The 21,420-nt window shown below is 42.8% G+C and carries 18 protein-coding genes and 1 tRNA gene; 13 read left to right on the top strand and 6 right to left on the bottom strand.

What is annotated here, in order from left to right; genetic code table 11:
• Positions 1 to 1,101 (bottom strand): homocysteine S-methyltransferase family protein (locus tag ABYU67_RS07945; protein WP_372844498.1); only part of this gene is annotated, 1,101 nt, incomplete at its 3' end.
• A 764-nt stretch (positions 1,102 to 1,865) separates the two neighbouring features.
• Here ABYU67_RS07945 and ABYU67_RS07950 point away from each other — a divergent pair.
• Both ABYU67_RS07950 and ABYU67_RS07955 read left to right on the top strand, forming a co-directional pair.
• On the top strand, positions 1,866 to 2,420 hold the full coding sequence (locus ABYU67_RS07950) for a fasciclin domain-containing protein (protein WP_372844464.1): 555 nt from the start codon (positions 1,866 to 1,868) through the stop codon (positions 2,418 to 2,420).
• Positions 2,421 to 2,714: 294 nt separating this feature from the next.
• Complete coding sequence (locus ABYU67_RS07955; protein WP_372844465.1) at positions 2,715 to 3,320, top strand: fasciclin domain-containing protein; 606 nt, start codon at positions 2,715 to 2,717, stop codon at positions 3,318 to 3,320.
• A gap of 123 nt (positions 3,321 to 3,443) precedes the next feature.
• On the opposite strand, the gene ABYU67_RS07960 is transcribed toward ABYU67_RS07955, so the two are convergent.
• The gene (locus ABYU67_RS07960) at positions 3,444 to 4,991 is read right to left on the bottom strand and encodes an alanine/glycine:cation symporter family protein (protein WP_372844466.1); all 1,548 of its coding nucleotides are present in this window, start codon (positions 4,989 to 4,991) and stop codon (positions 3,444 to 3,446) included.
• 944 nt (positions 4,992 to 5,935) lie between these two features.
• On the opposite strand from ABYU67_RS07960, the gene ABYU67_RS07965 reads away from it, so the two are divergent.
• The 4 genes from ABYU67_RS07965 (at position 5,936) to ABYU67_RS07980 (ending at position 9,572) form a co-directional block, all read left to right on the top strand.
• Positions 5,936 to 6,568 carry a LemA family protein gene (locus ABYU67_RS07965; RefSeq protein WP_372844467.1) on the top strand — a complete coding sequence of 211 codons (633 nt, stop codon included), beginning with the start codon at positions 5,936 to 5,938 and terminating at the stop codon, positions 6,566 to 6,568.
• Positions 6,569 to 6,728: 160 nt separating this feature from the next.
• Positions 6,729 to 7,871, top strand: a complete 1,143-nt coding sequence (locus ABYU67_RS07970) for a YgcG family protein (RefSeq protein ID WP_372844468.1) — start codon at positions 6,729 to 6,731, stop codon at positions 7,869 to 7,871.
• Positions 7,872 to 7,975: 104 nt separating this feature from the next.
• Complete coding sequence (locus tag ABYU67_RS07975) at positions 7,976 to 8,500, top strand: TPM domain-containing protein (RefSeq protein ID WP_372844469.1); 525 nt, start codon at positions 7,976 to 7,978, stop codon at positions 8,498 to 8,500.
• A gap of 73 nt (positions 8,501 to 8,573) precedes the next feature.
• Positions 8,574 to 9,572, top strand: coding sequence for an adenosine deaminase (locus ABYU67_RS07980; protein ID WP_372844470.1), 999 nt, complete (start codon positions 8,574 to 8,576; stop codon positions 9,570 to 9,572).
• Positions 9,573 to 9,583: 11 nt separating this feature from the next.
• Here ABYU67_RS07980 and ABYU67_RS07985 read toward each other — a convergent pair whose 3' ends face one another.
• Positions 9,584 to 10,390 (bottom strand): NAD-dependent deacylase, encoded by an 807-nt coding sequence (locus tag ABYU67_RS07985; protein WP_372844471.1) that lies wholly within the window; start codon positions 10,388 to 10,390, stop codon positions 9,584 to 9,586.
• A 35-nt stretch (positions 10,391 to 10,425) separates the two neighbouring features.
• Between ABYU67_RS07985 and ABYU67_RS07990 the strand changes: the two genes are divergently transcribed.
• Positions 10,426 to 10,785: a hypothetical protein gene (locus ABYU67_RS07990; RefSeq protein WP_372844472.1), complete on the top strand. Its 360-nt coding sequence runs from the start codon at positions 10,426 to 10,428 to the stop codon at positions 10,783 to 10,785.
• Positions 10,786 to 10,982: 197 nt separating this feature from the next.
• On the opposite strand, the gene ABYU67_RS07995 is transcribed toward ABYU67_RS07990, so the two are convergent.
• A tRNA-Arg gene (locus ABYU67_RS07995) sits at positions 10,983 to 11,059 on the bottom strand.
• Between the two features lie 298 nt (positions 11,060 to 11,357).
• Here ABYU67_RS07995 and ABYU67_RS08000 point away from each other — a divergent pair.
• From ABYU67_RS08000 to queF, 4 genes are all read left to right on the top strand, one after another.
• The gene (locus ABYU67_RS08000) at positions 11,358 to 12,026 is read left to right on the top strand and encodes a cytochrome c5 family protein (RefSeq protein WP_372844473.1); all 669 of its coding nucleotides are present in this window, start codon (positions 11,358 to 11,360) and stop codon (positions 12,024 to 12,026) included.
• A gap of 237 nt (positions 12,027 to 12,263) precedes the next feature.
• Complete coding sequence (locus ABYU67_RS08005) at positions 12,264 to 13,211, top strand: ABC transporter ATP-binding protein (protein ID WP_372844474.1); 948 nt, start codon at positions 12,264 to 12,266, stop codon at positions 13,209 to 13,211.
• A 179-nt stretch (positions 13,212 to 13,390) separates the two neighbouring features.
• Positions 13,391 to 14,164: an ABC transporter permease gene (locus ABYU67_RS08010; RefSeq protein WP_372844475.1), complete on the top strand. Its 774-nt coding sequence runs from the start codon at positions 13,391 to 13,393 to the stop codon at positions 14,162 to 14,164.
• A 112-nt stretch (positions 14,165 to 14,276) separates the two neighbouring features.
• Entirely contained in the window at positions 14,277 to 15,134 is an 858-nt protein-coding gene (gene queF, locus ABYU67_RS08015; protein WP_372844476.1) for an NADPH-dependent 7-cyano-7-deazaguanine reductase QueF, read from the top strand.
• A gap of 104 nt (positions 15,135 to 15,238) precedes the next feature.
• Here the strand turns inward: queF and ABYU67_RS08020 are convergent, their stop codons facing one another.
• The gene (locus tag ABYU67_RS08020) at positions 15,239 to 16,957 is read right to left on the bottom strand and encodes a proline--tRNA ligase (protein WP_372844477.1); all 1,719 of its coding nucleotides are present in this window, start codon (positions 16,955 to 16,957) and stop codon (positions 15,239 to 15,241) included.
• A gap of 626 nt (positions 16,958 to 17,583) precedes the next feature.
• Here ABYU67_RS08020 and ABYU67_RS08025 point away from each other — a divergent pair.
• The gene (locus tag ABYU67_RS08025) at positions 17,584 to 18,333 is read left to right on the top strand and encodes a DUF4230 domain-containing protein (RefSeq protein WP_372844478.1); all 750 of its coding nucleotides are present in this window, start codon (positions 17,584 to 17,586) and stop codon (positions 18,331 to 18,333) included.
• Between the two features lie 575 nt (positions 18,334 to 18,908).
• On the opposite strand, the gene ABYU67_RS08030 is transcribed toward ABYU67_RS08025, so the two are convergent.
• Positions 18,909 to 20,513: a deoxyribodipyrimidine photo-lyase gene (locus tag ABYU67_RS08030; RefSeq protein WP_372844479.1), complete on the bottom strand. Its 1,605-nt coding sequence runs from the start codon at positions 20,511 to 20,513 to the stop codon at positions 18,909 to 18,911.
• A 210-nt stretch (positions 20,514 to 20,723) separates the two neighbouring features.
• On the opposite strand from ABYU67_RS08030, the gene ABYU67_RS08035 reads away from it, so the two are divergent.
• A complete protein-coding gene (locus ABYU67_RS08035) occupies positions 20,724 to 21,410 on the top strand; it encodes a phosphoribosylanthranilate isomerase (RefSeq protein WP_372844480.1) in 687 nt (228 codons plus the stop codon).
• Positions 21,411 to 21,420 lie beyond the last annotated feature (10 nt).

A 21,420-nucleotide genomic window follows, 5' to 3' on the forward strand; every position in this document is an offset into this window, starting at 1 on the left:
AAGGGCTTCGGTATAGGCTTCGGTTTTAATCAAGCGTAAGAATTTCTTTGAGCCAGTCACATTGGTACGCTCACCAACATTGACAAATAGACTGTCAGGCGTGATGTTAAAGGGTTCAAGCCCTGACAGGCGGCAGGCAGGTGCAATCTCAGGAATCACGCGCGGTGGGTACTTGGCGACCATCTTAGCAATTTGGCGAATGTGTTCAGGCGTAGTACCACAGCAGCCACCAACGATGTTTAAGATACCAGCTTTAGCAAAGCCTTCTAACAGGGCTGTGGTTTCTTCAGCAGTTTCATCATATTCACCAAACTCATTGGGCAAACCTGCGTTTGGATGCGCTGAGACATAGGTATTGGCGATATTGGACAAGGTTTGGATATGTGGACGTAGCGCATCTGCACCGAGTGCACAGTTAAAGCCAACCGATAACGGCTTAGCATGACGAATGGAGTTATAAAAAGCTTCAGCGGTTTGTCCTGATAACGTACGACCTGAAGCATCCGTAATCGTACCTGATATCATAATCGGCAACTCAAACCCGATATCATCAAATACACCGGTTACCGCAAATATTGCTGCTTTGGCATTGAGTGTATCAAAGATGGTTTCAATCAGAATGATATCAACGCCACCTTCCATAAGTGCGAGCGTTGCCTCACGATAATTCAGTACTAGCTCATCAAAGGTGATATTACGAAACGCGGGGTCATTGACATCAGGCGATAATGAACACGTACGCGATGTTGGTCCAATAACGCCTGCGACAAAACGTGGTTTCTCTGGATTCTTGGTAGTGTATTCATCAGCAGCTTCACGGGCAATCCGAGCAGCCGTTTTATTCAGCTCAGGCACGAGGTGCTGCATATCGTAATCTGCCATCGACAGACGCGTACCATTAAAGCTATTGGTCTCAATAATATCCGCGCCTGATTCTAGATGCGCCAGATGAATCTCTTTAATCATCTGCGGCTGCGTGAGCACCAATAAATCATTATTGCCGCGTACATCTTGCGTGATATCCGCAAAGCGCTCACCGCGATAGTCCGCTTCTTGCAGTTTATAGTTTTGAATATGGGTGCCCATTGCACCATCAAGCATCAATATCCGCGCTGCCAGTTGCTCAGTAATACGCGCGCGCGCCGTTAGCTGCTGCGCCTTATACGGAAACACTTCAGGCGGGGTTAATATAAAGTCAGTAGGATTGGCATTAAGAGTGGTTGAAGCGGTTTCATTTTGAGAACGGGCTGTTGGAGTCATAGGAGCGCTGCTTATAGAGTCAATGTTATAAAAAAGAAGAGGAGATAATCATTATTATTTTCAATAGATAAGGTGTCAAAACCATCAATTTCGATCAGAAATAGTCGATAAATCGTGATAATTTTAGCAGAAAATATATTGCCATTGTGAGGTTATCAAAGTCTATTGCATAAAGCGTCTGAGCACAAATGAATATCATTTATCTTTAGGATTACATAAAGCTTTAGTTATGATTATAAAAGCAAAATTACCACTTTATAACACAGTTAAAGATTACACGCCTACGACAAAAAGTAGCGTAAATAGCCGTTTACACGCCCAAACTATATGTTAATTTAATTTCAGAAGGATTGAGGTTTCATTAGCATACCTTATCAGTAAAGGTTGATGGTTTTTAGTCTGCAACTTGTCTATTTATCATAGGTAAATTCGCCATGTAAAATCAGCGACCAAGGTGCAAAGCTGTGATATTTAAATCTAAAAGCTTGAATCTAACAGCTTAAATTTAAACACGTAAATCTGAGTGCTAAGGAGAGCCAATCTCATCTGTTAAACCGTATTAAAAACCAACAGATTATAGTCATTCAATCATTAAGGATAATGTCATGAAAATCATCAAAATCGCAGCTCTTGGTACTTTAGCACTCTCAATAGCAGGTCTAAGTGCTTGTAATAATATGATGCCTGCCCCAAGTGCTTCTGTAAATGCATCAGTTCATAGCCAGTCGATGGCGAAAATGAATGTGGTACAAATTGCTCAGAGTAATCCTGATTTCTCTGTACTCGTCGAAGCGGTTGTCGCTGCTGATCTGGCAGGTGTCTTGTCCAACCCTAATGCCAATTACACAATTCTTGCACCAACCAATGCCGCCTTTATGCAAGCGCTACAAGAAACCGGTATGAGCAAAGCCCAACTGTTCGCCAATAAGCCCTTATTGACCAAAATCTTAAGCTATCATGTCATCAACGCCGCAGCCCCTATCTATGCTAATGATGTGAGACCAGGTAATGTGACTATGTTAAGTGCAGACACACTCACGGTCACAGCCCAAGGCAAGCTGATGGATGAAAGCGGACGTATGACAAATCTCTTAAAAACTGATATCAAAGCCAGTAACGGTGTGGTACACGTGATTGATAGAGTGTTAATGCCCAAATAGTTTCAACGCAAATCTATAGACTTACAATGATATAAGCATAATATTCATCGTTTAAGAGCTGTTCTATGCAGCTCTTAAATTCTTTAGCAATTGAGATAACGAAATACCTGTGTTGTATACGTGATTGATACAGTGCGACTACCGAAGAATATATCAATTAAAAATCAATCGGTTAAGATTGAATTTGCTTCAAATGATTTTCTTATCTCTGATCTCTAATGCATTGTTTGTAAAATACGTTCATCTATAAAATACCTTCTATCTAATCGTTATCTATCTTCAAAGGAATGTCCTATGTTAAAAAAGAATTTATTATCTATTGCCGTTGTGACGGCAGCACTTTCATTAGCTGCTTGTAATGATAAAGAAGTAGTGACTGAGCCAGTTGAGCCAGAAGCAACCACTGATGTCGTTGTTGAACCAGAAGTCACCCCTGAACCAATGGCTGAAACTGACACTGCTATGGTAGCAGAAGAAGCAACGCAGACCATTGGTGAGATGGCAGCTGGTAACGAGAATTTAACCATCTTGACCGCGGCACTACAGGCTGCTGGACTTGACTCTATGCTAATGGCTGAGGACAAATATACTGTGTTTGCACCAACTGATGATGCATTTGCGGCTGTATTGACCAAGCTCGACGTTACTAAAGAGGAATTATTGGCCAATACTGATTTACTAAAAAGTGTGCTGCCATACCATGTTGTACCTATGGTGGTAAAAGCTGCTGATATTCCGTATGGTACTGCTATCGAAACAGCAAATGGTCAAACCATTACGATTAGTGAAGCCAATGTCATTACTGATGCAAGCGGCAATACAGCCAATATTGTTGGAACCGATATGATGGCAACTAATGGTGTGGTACATGTGATCGATACTGTGTTATTGCCTAAATAAGCTGTGATGGTTTGCCTGATTAAGTTGCTGTTCTAAACAGTAGCTGATATACCAATACAAAAAGCCCGAGACTATGGTCTCGGGCTTTTGCTTAGAAGCATTAGATAATAATGTTAAAGAATATTATTTATACTCTTTACGTAATGGATCAGCAGACATTCTTTGTTGCTCTTTTAAATGGCGCTCTTCCCAATATGGCGCGTTTTTGATACCGAATTTTGCCGGATCAAATGTATAGCGGGTAACGCCAGCTTTACGCTGTGCTTCGTAGTCTTTAAGCATGGTAAGCGTTGGACGGGCCACAAAGAAGATGACAAGGATACCAACAATATTGAGCCAAGCCATAAGACCAACACCGATATCACCAATTGCCCAAATATAACCGGCTGAGTTAAGACCACCATAGGCAACCATCACCATGATTAGGACTTTTACTAAGAAGAGACCAGTTTTGTTGGCACCGCGACCAAGGAAGCGTGTTAAGTAAGCAACGTTTACTTCAGCGATATAGTAGTAAGCCAAAATAGTGGTAAAGGCAAAGAAGAATACAGCGATAGCGATAAAGACATTACCAAAAGTACCGTATACTGATTCCATTGCCATTTGGGTAAAGGCTGGCGAATTGATTTCAGTGGCAGTAGCTACGTTCTGTACGATGAACTGACCCTCTGGTAAAGTACCTTGAATATTGTACATACCAGTAGATAAAATCATAAATGCAGTAGCAGAACAAACTAATAGTGTATCGACATAAACTGAAAATGCCTGTACCAAACCTTGCTGTGAGGGATGCTCAACTTCAGCAGCGGCAGCAGCATGAGGACCTGTACCTTGACCAGCTTCGTTAGAGTAAATGCCACGTTTGACACCCCAACCAATTGCCGCACCAAAACCAGCTTGTGCCGTAAAGGCATCACTGATGATTAAACCAAATACATCAGGAATTAAACTGAAATTGCTGAACATGATGATAAGGGCTAAGGCAATATAACCGATTGCCATAAATGGAACTGCAAACTCAGTGAACGTTGCAATACGTTTGATACCGCCGAAAATGATGATACCTAAAATCACTAAAATGATAGCTAGGCCGACCAGACGCATAGAACCGACTTCTAAGGCTCCAAGGCTCACGACAGACCCTTCGCCCATTACCTGTGCGAAAGCACTGATAACGCCGTTTGCCTGTACGCCTGGTAAAAACATACCACAAGCTAAGATTGAGGCAATAGCAAAAAGTATACCGTACCATTTTTGGCCAAGCGCGCGTTCAAAATAGTAAGCAGGGCCACCGCGATATTCGCCAGTTACCACATCTCTTTCTTTATAAATCTGAGCCAGTGTAGACTCAACATAAGCAGTAGATGCGCCTAGAAAAGCAACAACCCACATCCAAAATACGGCACCAGGGCCACCGAAGCCGATAGCTGCTGCTACGCCTGCGATGTTACCCATGCCGACACGCCCAGCTAGGGCTACTGCCAATGCTTGGAATGAAGAAATACCATCTGCACTAGATTTACCAGTAAATAGTAATTTGATCATTTCACCGAATAAACGTACTTGTACAAAGCGCGTCATGATGGAATAAAATAGACCTGCGCCCAAGCATAAATAAATTAATGCGGGGCTCCAAATAATTCCGTTTACTAAATTGACTAAACTTTCCATATATCTATTCCTTCAACTGTCTCAAAATGACTATATATGAGTATGCATCGAATGAGTTAACCGTTTAATATCCTTATTAAAGTTAACCCCTCAAATTATCTGCATGTACTTAAAACCGTAGCTTAAGCTTCATATATGTATAGCCACCAAGAATGGACTGTAGTTGTCTGTGTTTATCCGCTTGGTTTATTCTGAAGGTTGGCTATAGCGCATTGCCAATGAATGCTACCTATTTATAGGTGTCAATCAATTGACGATAACAGCCTTCCTTTTACTGTCTTATTACTTTTATAATCTGCCATCCTGCTATAAACATAAACGCTGTTATAAATAGACCAATGGATAAAACAGGCGGTTATAATTTTAAATACTCATCATATTGATGGTATTCAACTTGCTATGAGCGGTATCAGCTGATCACAATTGTGTAATAGAATCATAAAGCGATGATTTATTTATCAAGGATTCCTTTTCAAAGAAAAATAAGTAATCGCTAATACTATAAAATAAATAAGTCCACTACCAAATGTGTGCAAACCGTACAGCTACGTAACTGCAATTTGCCACATTTTTTACCCAATTACTAGAAATTTCTTCTTAGTAAGAGAGTAGATATATGTTTTGATAGGCTTTGTAGAAGTAAGGATTCCCGTAGGCAATGGCGTAAGCGTTCTTTTGTTCTAAGTTGGGTATCTTTTTGATTGATAAAAATAAGTAATGTTATGTAAATACACAATCAAAACAAGGCGAAAGCTTGTGCTACATGTCGTTGCTTGCGGTTGTGTTTTGGTAACGATCAATTGTAAAAAAAGTGTTATAGCGCCATTATTACCACAATATACAACAATGGCTTATATAGCCATAGTAGGTAAGCTGGTCTTAAAAAAGCAGGTAAAACCTTATTGTCAGTTGTTTGATATTTATCATTATTAGGAGACTCCACAATGACGCGTAAATCTATTGTAAAACCCATGTTACTATCGGCGGTATTGGCAACTTCTACTGTTGGCTTGACAGGCTGTGGTTATAATAATCTTCAGGCGCAAGATGAGCAAGTAACCGCTTCATGGTCAGAAGTGGTCAACCAGTATCAACGTCGCTCGGATCTGGTGCCAAACTTGGTCAAAGTCGTACAGCAATATGCTAAGCAAGAGCAAGAAGTCTTTACCCAAGTAGCTGAAGCCCGCTCACGCGCGGGTGGCATCACTGTAACGCCAGAGGTGCTCAACGATCCTGAAGCGATGGAGCGTTATGCGGCGGCGCAAGAACAGATGACCGGTGCGCTATCGCGTCTAATGGCGGTATCTGAGCGTTATCCTGAGCTAAAATCAGATGCTTTGTTCCAAGATTTGCAAGCGCAATTAGAAGGTACTGAAAACCGTATCGCTGTTGCTCGTAATCGCTATATTCAAGAAGTACAGAGTTACAATACGACCGTGCGTCAATTCCCAACCAATATTACGGCCAAAGTCTTTGGCATGAATGCTAAGCCAAACTTTAGCGTGGCGAATGAAAAAGAGATTTCTACAGCGCCAAGCGTAGATTTCGACAACAGCGAGTCAAAGACTGCTCAATAGCTGTTCAATAACTGCTGATTAACATCGAAGCAGTGGTTATATCGTTCAGCCATTAAAAACAGCTAGAGCAGCAAGCATGACATGGATTTGTTAGACATTTATAAATGGCTGCTTTAGCTATCAATTTAGTAAATACCTGACTTGAGGTGGTATACATTTAATGACTCATTTAAAAACACCCCTAGCAGCGTTGTTATTTGCCCTCATCATGGGCAGCACATCTACATTATATGCAGCGCCCGATGACAGCACGCTTGCTGCAGATAGCACCGCACAAAATCGCAGTGTAGAAGACTTAGTGGCCATTGCAAAAGCTGCTGAATCTAATGAAGCTATTAATGATGCTGTGTTAGGCAATGAGGCGATTAACGAAACCATACTCGGTAATGAGGCCATTAACCCTAATGCGTCTAATGAGGGCGTGGCAGAGACAAATACCACCAAACGCCCCCCTGTCAAATCAACAGCTGAAGGTGTCACTGCCGACAAGCTGATATTAAACAACCCTGTGATAGATCAAGCCAATATTCTGAACCCGCAGGAAAAACAGCGTTTAGAGGCGCAGCTGCGTACTATTTATCAGAATGGCTTAGCACAAGCAGCAGTGGTCATTGTCCCAACAACCAATGGGATGCCTATCTTTGATTATGCCTTGCAGGTTGCTGAAAAATGGCAGCTAGGCAGTAAAGATATCGATGATGGTTTGCTAATGGTTGTCGCAGTCAATGACCGTGATATGTATATTTTGACAGGCTATGGGCTTGAGGGCGTATTACCCGACGCAGCGGTCAATCGTATTATTCGCGAGGATATCACGCCTTTATTTAAACAAGATAATTATGGCGCTGGTATATTGGCAGGCGTTACAGCTTTACAAACCCGTTTATCTGCTGATCCTGAGGTGCTTGCTCGCGCCGACGCGCAGGCAGCGGAGCGTACCGCTCAACAAGGCTCAGACGAGCTACCATCGCCTATTTTTCTATTCATCATGGCGATGATATTTGGTAGTTTTATCACCAGTATTTTTGGTCGGGTATTTGGTTCTATACTGACGGCGGGTGGTTTTGTGGCAGGTTCATTGGCATTAGGTGGTGGTCTATTTATGACCATCATTATGGCGATATTTATCTGGCTGTTCTTAATAGCACGTGGCGGCGGTGGCGGTAAAGGTGGCTCTGGTGGCGGTCGAGGCGGCGGCATGATATTCCTACCGGGTATGGGCGGCGGCGGTGGGTTTGGTGGCGGCGGCTTCGGCGGTGGCGGTGGTGGTTTTGGTGGTGGCGGCGCTGGCGGTTCTTGGTAAGCGTTAGCCGGTTTTTATTCAAGGACTAGGGAGCTACTTAATATAGCTGCCTAGTAAAAACACTACATAACCATTAGTAATGACGTACTTGAGGAAATAGTATCATGGCAGAGAATAACGCTTCAAAATCCAGCTTTGCCCGCTGGTGGCGCCAAGTCTTATTTGTCCCAGTCTTGCACAGTAAGTGGTTAACACCTGCAGCAAAAGCTCGGTTGACAGAACAGGTGACACTGGCTGAGCAAGGTCATCGTGGTGAGGTGTTTTTAATCGTAGAAAATCATTTACCTATTCAAGAGGCTTACCATAGCGACTGCCGTGACCGTGCGATTGATTTGTTTAGTGAGTATCGAGTCTGGGATACTGAAGAAAATACGGGTGTGCTAATATATGTCAATATTTGCGAGCATAAGCTTGAGATCGTCGCTGATCGCGGTATCAGTGCTCATGTTAGCCCAACCGTATGGCGGGCAATGTGTGACAAAGCCGTAGTCGGTATAGCCAATCAAAAAACAGAAGAAAGCTTGACTGAGCTACTTGATGAGGTCGGTCAAGTACTGCGCCAATACTATCATCTGGAGCAAAACCCGTCAGGGAACGAGCTGTCTGATACCGTGGTTTTTCTAAAATAAATACTATTTATTAGCAAGCATTAGAAGGGTCTTTTGCATAGATAACCTATGTCACGAACAATACTGGAATATTATGATTGAGTTGATAAAGAAACTGCCAAAGGCGGAGCTGCATTTACATATTGAAGGCTCGCTCGAGCCTGAGCTGATGTTTAGATTGGCAAAAAAGAACCAGATAGAGATTCCTTATAAAGATATAGAAGATGTGCGTAATGCTTATAACTTCACCAATCTGCAGACGTTTTTAGATATCTACTATGCCGGTGCCAATGTCTTGATGACGCAGGATGACTTTTACGATTTGACGTGGGAATATATTCTCAAATGCGTTGAGGACAATGTCATTCATACAGAGATATTTTTTGATCCGCAGACGCATACCGCAAGAGGGATAGCTTTTGAAACCGTGATAACAGGTATCAAGCGCGCACTGGCTGATGCTAAGGCGCAATATGGCATTACTTCTTGTATTATTATGTGTTTCTTGCGTCATTTATCACAAGAAGAAGCATTTGCGACATTAGAGCAAGCATTGCCGTTTAAAGACGATATTATCGGTGTTGGTTTGGATTCTTCTGAATTAGGCAACCCGCCATCGAAGTTTATAGATGTCTTTAAAAAGGCAAAAGAAGAAGGCTTTAAATTGGTTGCCCATGCTGGCGAAGAAGCAGATTTTTCTTATATCTATGAGGCACTGGATTTATTAGGTATCAGTAGAATCGACCACGGCGTACAATCTATCAAAAGCGCTGAGCTGATGCAGCGTCTAAAAGATGAGCAGATGCCGCTGACCGTATGCCCAAATTCTAATATTGAGTTAAGGGTATTTGATAACTATAAAGAGCATAATATTAAAGAGCTGCTAGATTATGGTCTAAATATTACTGTCAACTCAGATGATCCTGCTTACTTTAAAGGTTATATTAACCAAAACTTTATTAATATCAGCGAAAATTTACCGCTGACAGAAGACGATATCATCACTTTGGTAAAAAACTCTTTTAGATCGTCATTTATCAGTGATGAGCTAAAGCAGCAGTATTTAAACAAAGTCGATCAAGTGGTAGGCTAACGGTTTACCTATTATAGTATGCCCATTGTTTTTATCAACGCTGGCAGGATGACACCCGCTTTTGCTGCCAGCGTAATATCAACTAGCGTATTTGGCGTTGGATAGGGATTTATCTCGATAATCTTGGCACCGTTATGTTTTGCGGACTGTGCCAGTCCGGCAGCAGGATAAACAAGGCTGGACGTGCCGATACTGATAAATACCTCACAATCGGCAGCAGCATCCTCTGCTATTTGCCATGCTTGCGCTGGCAACGACTCTCCAAACCATACAATGTCCGGTCTGATATACCCATCACAATGCTGGCAAGTAATTAAAGCTTCATCAAAGTCGATACTATCTTCACTGTCATAAGCGCTTTTTGATGAGTTTTGATTTTGATAAGGTGTCTCACATCGGCTACATCGATTGCGCCACAGATTGCCATGTAAGTGGGTAACAGTGCTGCCCGCTTGCTCATGCAAGTCATCGACGTTTTGAGTAATAAGGGTAAGTTGCTGATTGGTCGATTGACTATGATATTGCCACTGCGCCAAAGCTGTATGGGCAGGATTTGGTTTTTTACTCGCCACCAGCTGTCTGCGCCATTGATACCAAGACCATACCAGCTTTGGGTCACGGGCAAAAGCATCAGGCGTCGCCAAATCCTCAGCGCGATAGTTCTCCCACAAGCCAGTTTGCTTATCGCGAAAAGTAGGTATACCGCTTTCTGCCGAAATCCCTGCGCCCGTTAAGAGGCAAATACGCTGTTTTGCTTTTAATAGTTCGGCGGCGCGCTCTACTTCTACTATTAACGCTGATGATAATTCTGCTAACATACGCTAACCCTTACTAGTAATGGATATCCCTTATTATGATAGACGGAATTTGGTGGCTTGTCATATTGACGGCAATTATCATTGGACTATGGTTTTTTGCAAAATCACGTGCGCCAAATAACTTGCATAATATAAAGTCAAAAGATAACAACAAATCGCTTAATGACGGGCTACAGAAAACGGCGGAGATGATTAAGCAGCATTTTCCTGATTATCGTGTCACTAGAAAGGGCAGTCATTTACTCATCAGTCGGCAAAATATAAAAATCGCTATGATTACAATTGATCCCAAGCTGGCTGCCAGTCAACGCCGTTTAGGAGACATACCGGTGTTTAACTATCACCGGGTACCTAGCCGCGCGCAGCTAGATGCCAATTTGCAAGAAGCAGAGTAGATAGGTGAAAGTGCTGGCTTAGAGTAGAGCGGGTAAACAATAGAACGATAGAAAGCATAAAATCGGGTTAACAACAATATATACAAGATTTTATAGCTGTTAATAGACAAGTTTATTAACAATAAAAGCGTTAAGGCTTTGTTTTAAAAGGTTTTATAAAGTTGAGGTAATGCTAGGGAAGGGTAAAATATGATGATTGGTGCGCTCGGCGGGAATCGAACCCACGACCCTCGGCTTCGGAGACCGATACTCTATCCAACTGAGCTACGAGCGCAAAAGTGCCTAAAAATAAAGACCGCTTAGTCTAACAAATAAAACTCATAAAGCCAATGAATGAAGGCAGCTATTGAGGTTTTTTAAGAAAAAACAGCATAGTCCGCAAACAGGCATGGCAATCTACCCGTCTTTTCCCTTATAATGTCAGGGAAAATCCATATTTATAATCACCGATTACAAGTGCGCTCGCATGCGGGATGGCTGTTTGCTATTGATAACAGTTTGTTGTCAAAGGAGGACAGACAGAATGTCTAAGCCATGTTGACCCTTGTATACGTAAAAAGAGAACGTGACGAATGAGAAAAGTAGTTATGTTATCGGCAGCTGCCATTCTAGGAATCGCTAGTATCGCTGTGAGCCAAGCTGAAAGTGCTATAGATACACCCGTTACTATATCTGCTGTTGCAGAGGGCAAAGAGGTTGTCGAAGAGGCTCCTAAAAAGTTAGGTGATGAACCTCAAGCGGCGGCTGACACTACGGATGGCGCTGATGCTACTGCACCAGCAGACGCGGTAGCAACCGATGCACCAGCTGAGGCAACTGCTGCCGCCGCACCAGCTGCTGTCGAAGAGCCTATTCCACAAGATACGCCGCAAGTCCAAAAGCTGATCGCATTATATCCAAACTTAATTGCTCGTATTCAACCTGTTGCCAAAATATGTTTTGAAGACGACGAAGTTTGTGACGTGACGGCTCGTTCTGCTGGTCCAGCAGCGGGCGACGGACCTCGTGATGGTAAAGCCGTCTATAGTGCCGTATGCCAAACTTGTCATGCGTCAGGACTGCTTGGCTCACCTAAATTGGGTGATGCAGGTGCTTGGGGAGCTCGTATAGCAAAAGGTAAAGATACCTTGTATAACCATGCTATTAATGGTTTCAATGCGATGCCTGCCAAAGGCGGTGCGGACATTCCTGATGAAGAAGTTCAAAACGCCGTTGATTATATGGTTGCTGAAGCCAGCTAGTTTTTATGTATTACCTTTACGATCACGCGTTAAAAGGCAATACATAAAAAAGCACCTATCTCATAGTGAGGTAGGTGCTTTTTTATGCACGATTGATAGGACTAATATCATCGTTATGATATACCACCGTTGAAATAGCTTCCCTTTAGCCTCACATTAATACACGACAGCAACGATTATAAGAATGAGTATGCTGATACAGCATCTTTTAGATCAATTATTCATAAAGAGGTATTCATGTCTGAAGTACCAGCACTATCGATTCAGAATTTGTCCAAAACTTATGGCAATGGCTTCTCGGCATTAAAAGACGTCAGTCTCACCGTTCCGCAAGGGGGCTTCTTTGCATTACTGGGACCAAATGGTGCGGGTAAATCAACGATGATTGGCATCATTAGTTCGCTCTTTAAGCCAACAGCCGGTAGCGTCCATATCTTTGGCACCGATCTGCTATCTGATCCCTCAAAAGCCAAGCAATTCTTGGGTGTGGTGCCGCAAGAGTTTAACTTCAATCAGTTTGAAAAAGTTGAAGACATTCTTATTACGCAAGCGGGTTATTTTGGTATTGCAGCAAAAGAAGCAAAACCGCGAGCAGAAAAACTGCTTAAAGCATTAGGGCTTTGGGACAAACGTAATAATAAATCGCGCGAGCTCTCAGGTGGTATGAAGCGTCGATTGATGATTGCGCGTGCGCTGATACACAAACCCCGTCTGTTGATATTAGATGAGCCGACTGCTGGGGTAGATATTGAGCTGCGCCGCTCAATGTGGGAGTTTATGGAGCAGATTAATATTGAAGAAAACACCACCATCATTCTAACCACGCATTATCTTGAAGAAGCTGAGCAGCTGTGTAAGCGCATTGCGATTTTGGATCATGGTGAGATTCGTATTAATACTGAGATGAAGGACTTGCTCGCCCAGTTATCTGTTGAAACTTTTGTCTTTGATGTGGCAACGCCCTTAACGCGCCCAATTACCTTAAATGGGGTAACGGGTGTCGTACAGCCGGATGATTTGACCATTGAGGTGACATTGACAGAGGGTGAGTCGCTAAATGGTGTCTTTACTCAGCTGTCTGAGCAAGGTATTACGGTTGCCAGTATGCGTAATAAAGCCAACCGGTTAGAGGAGCTGTTTATGCGTCTGGTAGATAAAAGTCTTCATGAGCCTTTAAGCTCGTAGCTTTGTAGCATTAGCTACCTTTAAAAGTTGGGCTTTATAACGAATTTTATGAGTAATCAGGCTCTATGATTAATAAGTCTGCATTCAATATATATTAAATAGAATAATCAGATGGGCAACTTTGCTTGTAATAGAGACTATTTGCTCTAACAAGTATAGGCGCTTAGGAGAGATACCGCATGAACTTTGCACAACGCTGGATTGCATTTCGTACTATTTTGGTCAAAGAAGTGCGCCGGATTCTACGTATTTGGCCGCAAACATTATTACCGCCAGTCATTACCATGAGTCTGTATTTTGTCATCTTTGGTAAGATGATTGGACCCCGTGTGGGTGAGATGGGCGGTGTGCCATATATGCAGTTTATCGTGCCCGGCTTGATTATGATGGCGATCATCACCAACAGCTACTCCAATGTGGTTTCAAGTTTTTTTAGTGCCAAATTCACCGCCAGTATCGAGGAGCTTTTGGTCTCGCCTGTATCGAAACATGCGATTTTGATGGGTTATATCAGCGGCGGTATTTTTCGCGGATTAGCGATTGGTATCATTGTCTCGATCGTGGCGCTGTTCTTTACTGATTTGGGTATTGAGCATTTATTTGTGACCATATTTACGGTCCTTGGTACCTCGATTTTGTTTTCCTTGGGCGGCTTTATCAATGCAGTATTTGCCCGCTCTTTTGATGATATCTCTATCATTCCAAGTTTTGTATTAACGCCGCTAACTTATTTAGGTGGGGTATTTTACTCGATGGAAAATTTATCGCCATTTTGGCAAAATATCTCATTATTGAACCCAATCGTCTATATGGTTAACTCATTCCGCTACGGAATTTTGGGCTACTCTGACGTCAATGTCTGGTATTCAATGGCTGCTATTTTTATATTCTGTGCGATATTTTATACCATCGCTTATCGCTTACTAAGCAATGGTTCTCGCGTACGCTTGTAAAAATAATGGCTTTATATGATTTTTTATTGCGGTTTAGCAGTTGGTTAGAGTGATAATCGCATAACAATTTTGACGGCTATTTAATTTTAATTATTATTTTTAGGAAGTACCAATGAGTATCCACGGTATCTTGGGTGAACAAACCACTGATTATCCAACTGAGTATAGTCCAGAAACCTTATATCCGATTGCTCGCAGTATGGGTCGTGACGTCATTGGCTGGCAAGATGACAAGCTGGCAGTAGGTGTCGATTGGTGGCAGGCGTTTGAGTTGTCATGGTTAAATAAGCAAGGTATCTCACAGGTTGCGATAGCGCGCTTTGGTATTCCGGCAAGCTCGCCATTTATTGTCGAATCAAAGTCATTGAAGCTTTATCTGAACAGTATCAACTTTACTGAGTTTGGCAGCTGGGCAGATGTGCAAGCGCTAATAGCGAAAGATTTGTCGGAGTGCGTACAAGCTGACGTTAAGGTTGAGTTGTTTGAATTAGATAATGAGTGCTCAGGACTGCTAATTTCTCAACCTGATGGTGTCTGTATCGATGATGCGCTAGCGGACAGTACTGACAAAGTCGCGTTATGCGAGCATCCCGATGCGTCATTATTAGAACAGGGTTCAAGTGACGCACAAATATCAGAGGGTAAAACTTTTAGCCTTTATTCCAACTTGTTGCGTAGCAATTGTCCAGTGACCAATCAGCCAGATTGGGGCACGTTGGCGGTGTCGATTACTAGTAATAAGCCAGTTAATAACGCCAATATGCTGCGTTATATTTTAAGCTTTCGTCAGCATAATGGTTTTCATGAGCAATGCGTTGAGCAGATATTTGCTGATTTGAGTCAATATTATGAGCCAAGTGCGCTGATGGTACGCGCTTGGTATACGCGCCGCGGCGGCATCGATATCAATCCTTGTCGCGTCAGTGATATCGCATTATTGCCAGTGCCGAGCCGTTTGATTCGTCAGTAGTAAAAACATTGTGAATATTTTTATATAAAGCTCTTAGCATAAAAAAGCGCCTAACTCATTTAATGAGATAGGCGCTTTTTTGTATTACTAATTTTACTTTTACACTATTTAACGCTGACTTTGGCCAGTAGTTCATCACGGCTAAGCAGTTGTTTCTCGCTATCACGGCGATTAACGTACTCGTACTTGTCTTCTGCCAAGTTGCGATCAGAGACTACGATACGATGTGGAATACCAATCAGTTCAAGATCAGCGAATTTCACGCCCGGGCGCTCATTACGATCATCAAGCAAGACATTGACACCAAGGGCTTTTAACTCCTCATACAATGCCGTTGCTGTTTCCATAACAGTGTCTTCTTTGGACTTCATCGGTACGATAGCAACTTCAAACGGGGCAATTGAGTCATCAACGGTTGGTGTCTCTGGCCACATAATACCGTTTTCATCGTTGTTCTGCTCGATAGCAGCCGCGATGATACGACTGACGCCAATACCATAACAACCCATCATCAAGGTGACCGGCTTACCATCTTCACCTGATACTGTGCAGTTCATCGCTTGAGAGTACTTATCACCCAACTGGAAGATATGACCGACTTCGATACCGCGTTTAATCTGTAGCGTGCCTTTACCATCAGGAGAAGGGTCGCCCTCATGGACATTGCGAATATCAACGATACGAGTGATATGCGCGTCACGCTCCCAGTTCATACCGATTGTGTGCTTGTTAACTTCGTTAGCACCTGCTACAAAGTCTGACAGCGCCGCTGCTGCACGATCAACAAAGACTGGCATATCAAGTTCAACGCCGATATAGCCTTTATGTAGACCAGCGGCTTTTAGCTCTTCTTCGGTTGCCATCGTGAGCGGCACATTGGCTTCTTCGATTTTTTCAGCTTTGATGGTATTTAGCGTATGATCACCGCGCAATACCACAGCGATAAGCTGCGGCTCACCTTCTGGGGTATGACCTTGCACAATCAAGGTTTTGACCGTGGTAGCAAGTGGAATATTTAAGTACTCAGCGACCGCTTCACAGGTTGGCATATTGACAGTATCGACATTCTCGCGCGACATCGTTGCAGGCTGGCGTTCTGCCGTGCTCACCGATTCGGCAAGCTCGACATTAGCGGCATATTCAGATGAATCAGAGAACGCAATATCATCTTCGCCGCTATCTGCTAGCACATGGAACTCGTGTGAGGCAAAGCCACCGATTGAGCCGGTATCTGCTTGTACGGCACGGAAATCAAGACCCAAACGGGTGAATATGCGCGTATAAGCGTCATACATCTCGTCATAAGTTTTTGCCAATGACGCTTGGTCTACGTGGAATGAATAAGCGTCTTTCATGGTAAATTCACGCGCGCGCATCACCCCAAAGCGTGGACGAATCTCATCACGGAATTTATTTTGAATTTGAAAAAAGGTGATCGGTAGCTGTTTATAGCTGCGTAGCTCGCCTTGAGCAAGATTGGTGATGACTTCTTCGTGCGTTGGGCCCAATACAAAATCGCGATCATGACGGTCTTTAAAACGCAATAGCTCAGGACCATAGTCGTTAAAGCGTCCGGTCATCTGCCAAAGCTCAGCAGGCTGTGTCATTGGCATCAGCACTTCTTGAGCGCCGATATTTTGCATCTCTTCGCGAACGATACGCTCGACTTTTTGCAACACGCGCAGACCCATTGGCAACCAGATATATAATCCAGAAGCGATTTTACGAATCAGACCGGCTCTGACCATTAATTGGCTTGAAGCGATATCTGCATCACTGGGTGTTTCTTTTAGCGTGGCAAATAAAAATTGACTGGCTTTCATAAATAAAGCGGAACCTTATCAACGATAAAATAAATAAGAAATAGTAGGATGTTGAGCGTGTGGTGTGATGGCCGACGCCAGATGACCTGTTATTACTTGGTAATAGTGTAGGACATGCTCAGCTAGCTAGAAAGTACAGCAACAGACAGTACGCTAGTGAGCAGGGCGTTCATTAATCGTCTCTTACAACAGCCTCTTAAAAAAGAGTATGACATTATGGTTTTGTAGCAAGATATCGTTCTCTCTAACTTGGGTTATTAATCTTGGGTTATTAAAGGTATAAGTCCCAAAAAAGAAAGTATGGCGATATTTTAAGCGTACAACCTGACTATGTTAGGTAAAGTTAGGGTAAGACGCAATGACTTTTTGTTTTTTCAGTCCCAATTGTTCTAAATGTGACAAAGGGTCAGACAAAAATCCTTTATTTGGTCAATAAAGAGCTTAATCGGTATTTTCTAAGGTAAATCATAAGAAAGTTTTTAAAATGAAGTGGTAACATCTTCATTATGTGGAAGATTGGTAGTAACTGCTTGAAATTGTTAAAAAGAAATCTCATTAACTAATAAGATTATCCGTTTTATGATCAAACTATAATATGCTCGAACGATAAAAAGACAGGAGCTTACATGACCAACTCTGATAACCGTCATCCGCTTGATGATAATAATGCCAATAAACAGCAAGTGAAAAAACCGATTGCTCTGATGTCGTGGATAGTACTGCTCGTTGGTCTTGCTGCCATCGCGTTTGCTATTTATGCGCTACAAAATGATAGCAAAGAAGCGCCGATAGAAACCATTACTCGTGAAGGCGTGGTGATGCAAATTCAGAAACTGAATCGACTAGAGACCGTGGCGTTTAGTGTTGATACGGTGATTACCAGTCAACGTCCGGGCAGTTGGATGAAACTTTGGCAGGATGAGCAAAAGGCGCTGTTTGTCGCGCGTGGTCGCGTAGAGGCGGGTATTGATTTGAGTGCATTGACGCCTGATATGGTACAGGTGGTACAGCCTACTGAGTCAGAAGTAAATGCTGCAAAAAACGCTGATGGTAATAGTCCTGTTGCTACTATGCCGCAGATTAATATTACCCTGCCGCCATCAGAGATATTTTCAGTATACCTAGATGATATCGAGATTTATGATTGGCAAACGGGGGCTTTTGGTATGATGCAAGTCGATCCGAAAATCTTGCAACAAGCACAAAGCATGGCTAAAAAAGAAGTGCTTGAGCGTGCGTGCCGCGGTGATGTGATGACTATGGCGCTAGAAAATGCGCAAACGCAGCTACAGCAGCTATTTGCATTAACCGGTGCAGTGGTGACGGTCACCACGCAAGGCGCTGGTTCCTGTCAGTTGCCATTGAACAATATATAGAATGCATAGATAATCTTGCATCAGCTTATTAATTGGAAACACTTAAAGTAACGCCATTTATATTGTATAGTAAAGCTTATCTATTATTCATAATGAACTTATGAATTTCGTTGGTAATATAACCCTATATAAAAGGTGGCGTATATGACAACTCTTAATAATAAACCGTCTTCTGACTCTGAACGTCAGCTTAATAAGCGTCCTAAAGCGAAGGAATCGCTTTCTTTTGCGACATGGGTGCTGTTAATTATAAGCTTCACTCTACTAGCCTATGCCCTATACATTATCCAAACCCGTATATTATAAGCAGCCAGCTAATACTAGAGCGTGTCCTCAATTCAATCGATTACTTTCTAAAGTGGCTAAAAATAGCTAGATTTTGCCAAACATCGTCAAATAGCTTCTTAATATCTCGATATTATGTGCGCTACTTTCCTTGTTTGACGGTAGTTTGTCTCATTTCTATCATCATTTTTAAAATGATGACACGTCCTAGTAAGGGTAGATAGTGTGAGTAAGCTGCAATAGCCGAAACTCTTAGTAAATCGAGGTATTAGTGTTGATGTCATGCGTCGCTATTTTTTAAATTCAGCAATCGCCAATTGGCGTGTAGCTTTATGTTCGACCATTGGCACAGGATAGTCAATATTGGCAAACTTACCACCCTTTGCTAACTCTTTACGCATCTTATCCTCGCTATGCAATATGCTGGCAGGAATGGCTTTTAGCTCAGGTAGCCACGTTTTGATAAATACCGCATCAGGGTCATGGGTCTTGGCTTGGCTAAAGGGGTTCATGATACGAAAGTAAGGCGCTGAATCCGTACCAGTCGACGCGCTCCATTGCCAACCGCCATTATTTGACGCAAAATCGCCATCTATCAATTGCTGCATAAAATAACGCTCACCCAAGCGCCAATCAATCAGCAAGTCTTTGGTTAAAAACATCGCCGTCACCATCCGCAAGCGATTGTGCATAAAGCCCGTCGCATTAAGACAGCGCATCGCTGCATCGACCAATGGCACACCAGTTTTTCCGACGCACCATGCCTCAAAATCCTTTTGATTATATGACCAATTAATCTTGCTATCAGTTTCCTGTTTATAGGCTTGATGGCGTATCAACGCTGGTTTTTCGACCAGTCCATGACGATAAAAATCTCGCCAAGCAAGCTCACTTATCCAGCGGTTGATGTCGTTATTATCAGAGTTATCGCTATTATTGTCGTGTAATGCTTTAGTAGCTTGTAAGTAGCAAAGTCTAGGACTGATTGAACCTATAGTCAGGTAAGCAGATAGCTGACTGGTGGCGTGTAGGCTAGGTACATCGCAACTGATATCATAGCTATCAATATCATCAGCAATGAAATCCTTTAAACGCTGGCAAGCCGCAGCTTCGCCAGCAGGGTAGGCAGCCCGTGCATGCTCAAGCTGAGCGTCTATATCTATATGGTGTAATAAGCCAGTATTTTGTACAACCTCTTGATAATCTTTGACTGCTTCTTTGATCAACCTTTTTATGTCGTCAATAGTAGCGCTGGCGTTTGATATGTCTAGTTTGGTTTTAGTATTGCCATTTATGGCGGCTGCCTTATGCATTTGTATGGTGCTAACGTCCAAGGTATGTCGCCATTTTTTATAAAATGGAGTAAACACTTGATACATGCTGTCGTCATTGGTAGTGATACTTTGTGGTGGCAAGATACATTGGTCATGCCAGCGGATAAACTCTATATTGCTCCTTGCAAGCTGTTTGGTTAGTTGCTTATCACGCTTAATCTCATTGCCTTCATACTCATGATTTGCCATTATGCAGCTGATATTATTGTTTTGACATAAAGTGTCTAGCGCCTCAACACAATCAGAAAAGCTCGGACAGACTTGCACGGTCAGTTTTATATTTAATTGTGTTCGTAAGTCTTTTGCTAGGATGGGTAAGGTGCGAGCGATATGATCAAGCTGGGCTAATGACATATCATGCGCTTGCCATTGCTTAGGAGTGAGAAAGAATATTGCACTGACCTGAGCGTTATCTGCGTTTGCGCGCTCGCATAGCGCTGTCAATGCGGTATTATCATGGATGCGTAGGTCACGACGAAACCACATAAGGTAATGCAGCTGATGATGTTCCTTAACAGTACTGTTGGCATCACTTTGTCTTGTTACCGCAGTTTTAGACATTCATCCATCCCTATATCAATCAATCGCAATCATAAACAAAACTATGAATAAAAGTATGCTAGGATAAGTTTTTGGATGCAATGAATTTACCAGTCAATTAACAAATCCTCATAGTTATGCTTTAGCGTTGGCAATTGACATCTACCTCTCGTCACTGTCGCAAAGCCAGTTTAATCATATCGTACTGAATGTTGTATCTAAGGTCACATCATGCACGTTAAGTTTTGCGGGTTTACTCAGCCTAATGATATTAAAATTGCCGCTCAATTGGGTGTTGATGCGGTTGGCTTGGTGTTTTATCCACCCAGTCTGCGCGCTGTCACTGTCGAGCAGGCGCAAGCGTTAAGTGCTTCTTTACCAGCTTTTATAAGCATAGTGGCTCTAGTGGTGAATATGCCGCGTGCAGAGCTGATAGCATTAGCAAATCAAGTCTCTTTTGATATCATTCAATTCCATGGTGATGAGACGCCTGAACAGTGTGCGCAGCTGGCCCATGCGGTCAATAAACGCTGGATAAAAGCGCTGCGTATTAATGCTGACCAACACACCGCTGCTAGCGTAAGCGCGGAGATTGATACATTTGCTGCCGCTGGCGCGAACAGTATTTTATTGGATGCTTACCATCCCCATAAATATGGCGGCACGGGGGCACGTTTTGATTGGAGTCTGCTACCAAAAAACAGCTCACTACCGATTATTTTAGCCGGTGGACTGGATACGGATAATGTCGCTGCCACTTTAGAGTTGCCTATTTATGCGGTCGATGTCAGCGGCGGCATTGAGTCTGAAAAAGGCAAAAAAGACGCTGCCAAAATGCAAGCCTTTATGAAAGCGGTAAAGCGCGATCGATGGCAAAACGTGACGCTTGGCGAACCTTCGAATAAAGTAGTTTTTTAGCCGTGAGTTT

The sequence above is a fragment of the Psychrobacter sp. genome, assembly GCF_041554015.1.
Lineage (GTDB): Bacteria > Pseudomonadota > Gammaproteobacteria > Pseudomonadales > Moraxellaceae > Psychrobacter.

Excerpts from the sequence above, each read along its gene's own strand:
- ABYU67_RS07950 (WP_372844464.1), top strand. The coding sequence starts at position 1,866 with ATGAAAATCATCAAAATCGCAGCTCTTGGTACTTTAGCACTCTCAATA.
- ABYU67_RS07985 (WP_372844471.1), bottom strand. The coding sequence starts at position 10,390 with ATGTTAGCAGAATTATCATCAGCGTTAATAGTAGAAGTAGAGCGCGCC.
- queF (WP_372844476.1), top strand. The coding sequence starts at position 14,277 with ATGAGTATCCACGGTATCTTGGGTGAACAAACCACTGATTATCCAACT.
- ABYU67_RS07970 (WP_372844468.1), top strand. The coding sequence starts at position 6,729 with ATGACTCATTTAAAAACACCCCTAGCAGCGTTGTTATTTGCCCTCATC.
- ABYU67_RS08000 (WP_372844473.1), top strand. The coding sequence starts at position 11,358 with ATGAGAAAAGTAGTTATGTTATCGGCAGCTGCCATTCTAGGAATCGCT.
- ABYU67_RS07975 (WP_372844469.1), top strand. The coding sequence starts at position 7,976 with ATGGCAGAGAATAACGCTTCAAAATCCAGCTTTGCCCGCTGGTGGCGC.
- ABYU67_RS08005 (WP_372844474.1), top strand. The coding sequence starts at position 12,264 with ATGTCTGAAGTACCAGCACTATCGATTCAGAATTTGTCCAAAACTTAT.
- ABYU67_RS08025 (WP_372844478.1), top strand. The coding sequence starts at position 17,584 with ATGACCAACTCTGATAACCGTCATCCGCTTGATGATAATAATGCCAAT.
- ABYU67_RS07980 (WP_372844470.1), top strand. The coding sequence starts at position 8,574 with ATGATTGAGTTGATAAAGAAACTGCCAAAGGCGGAGCTGCATTTACAT.
- ABYU67_RS07990 (WP_372844472.1), top strand. The coding sequence starts at position 10,426 with ATGATAGACGGAATTTGGTGGCTTGTCATATTGACGGCAATTATCATT.
- ABYU67_RS07955 (WP_372844465.1), top strand. The coding sequence starts at position 2,715 with ATGTTAAAAAAGAATTTATTATCTATTGCCGTTGTGACGGCAGCACTT.
- ABYU67_RS07960 (WP_372844466.1), bottom strand. The coding sequence starts at position 4,991 with ATGGAAAGTTTAGTCAATTTAGTAAACGGAATTATTTGGAGCCCCGCA.
- ABYU67_RS08030 (WP_372844479.1), bottom strand. The coding sequence starts at position 20,513 with ATGTCTAAAACTGCGGTAACAAGACAAAGTGATGCCAACAGTACTGTT.
- ABYU67_RS07965 (WP_372844467.1), top strand. The coding sequence starts at position 5,936 with ATGACGCGTAAATCTATTGTAAAACCCATGTTACTATCGGCGGTATTG.
- ABYU67_RS08010 (WP_372844475.1), top strand. The coding sequence starts at position 13,391 with ATGAACTTTGCACAACGCTGGATTGCATTTCGTACTATTTTGGTCAAA.
- ABYU67_RS08020 (WP_372844477.1), bottom strand. The coding sequence starts at position 16,957 with ATGAAAGCCAGTCAATTTTTATTTGCCACGCTAAAAGAAACACCCAGT.
- ABYU67_RS08035 (WP_372844480.1), top strand. The coding sequence starts at position 20,724 with ATGCACGTTAAGTTTTGCGGGTTTACTCAGCCTAATGATATTAAAATT.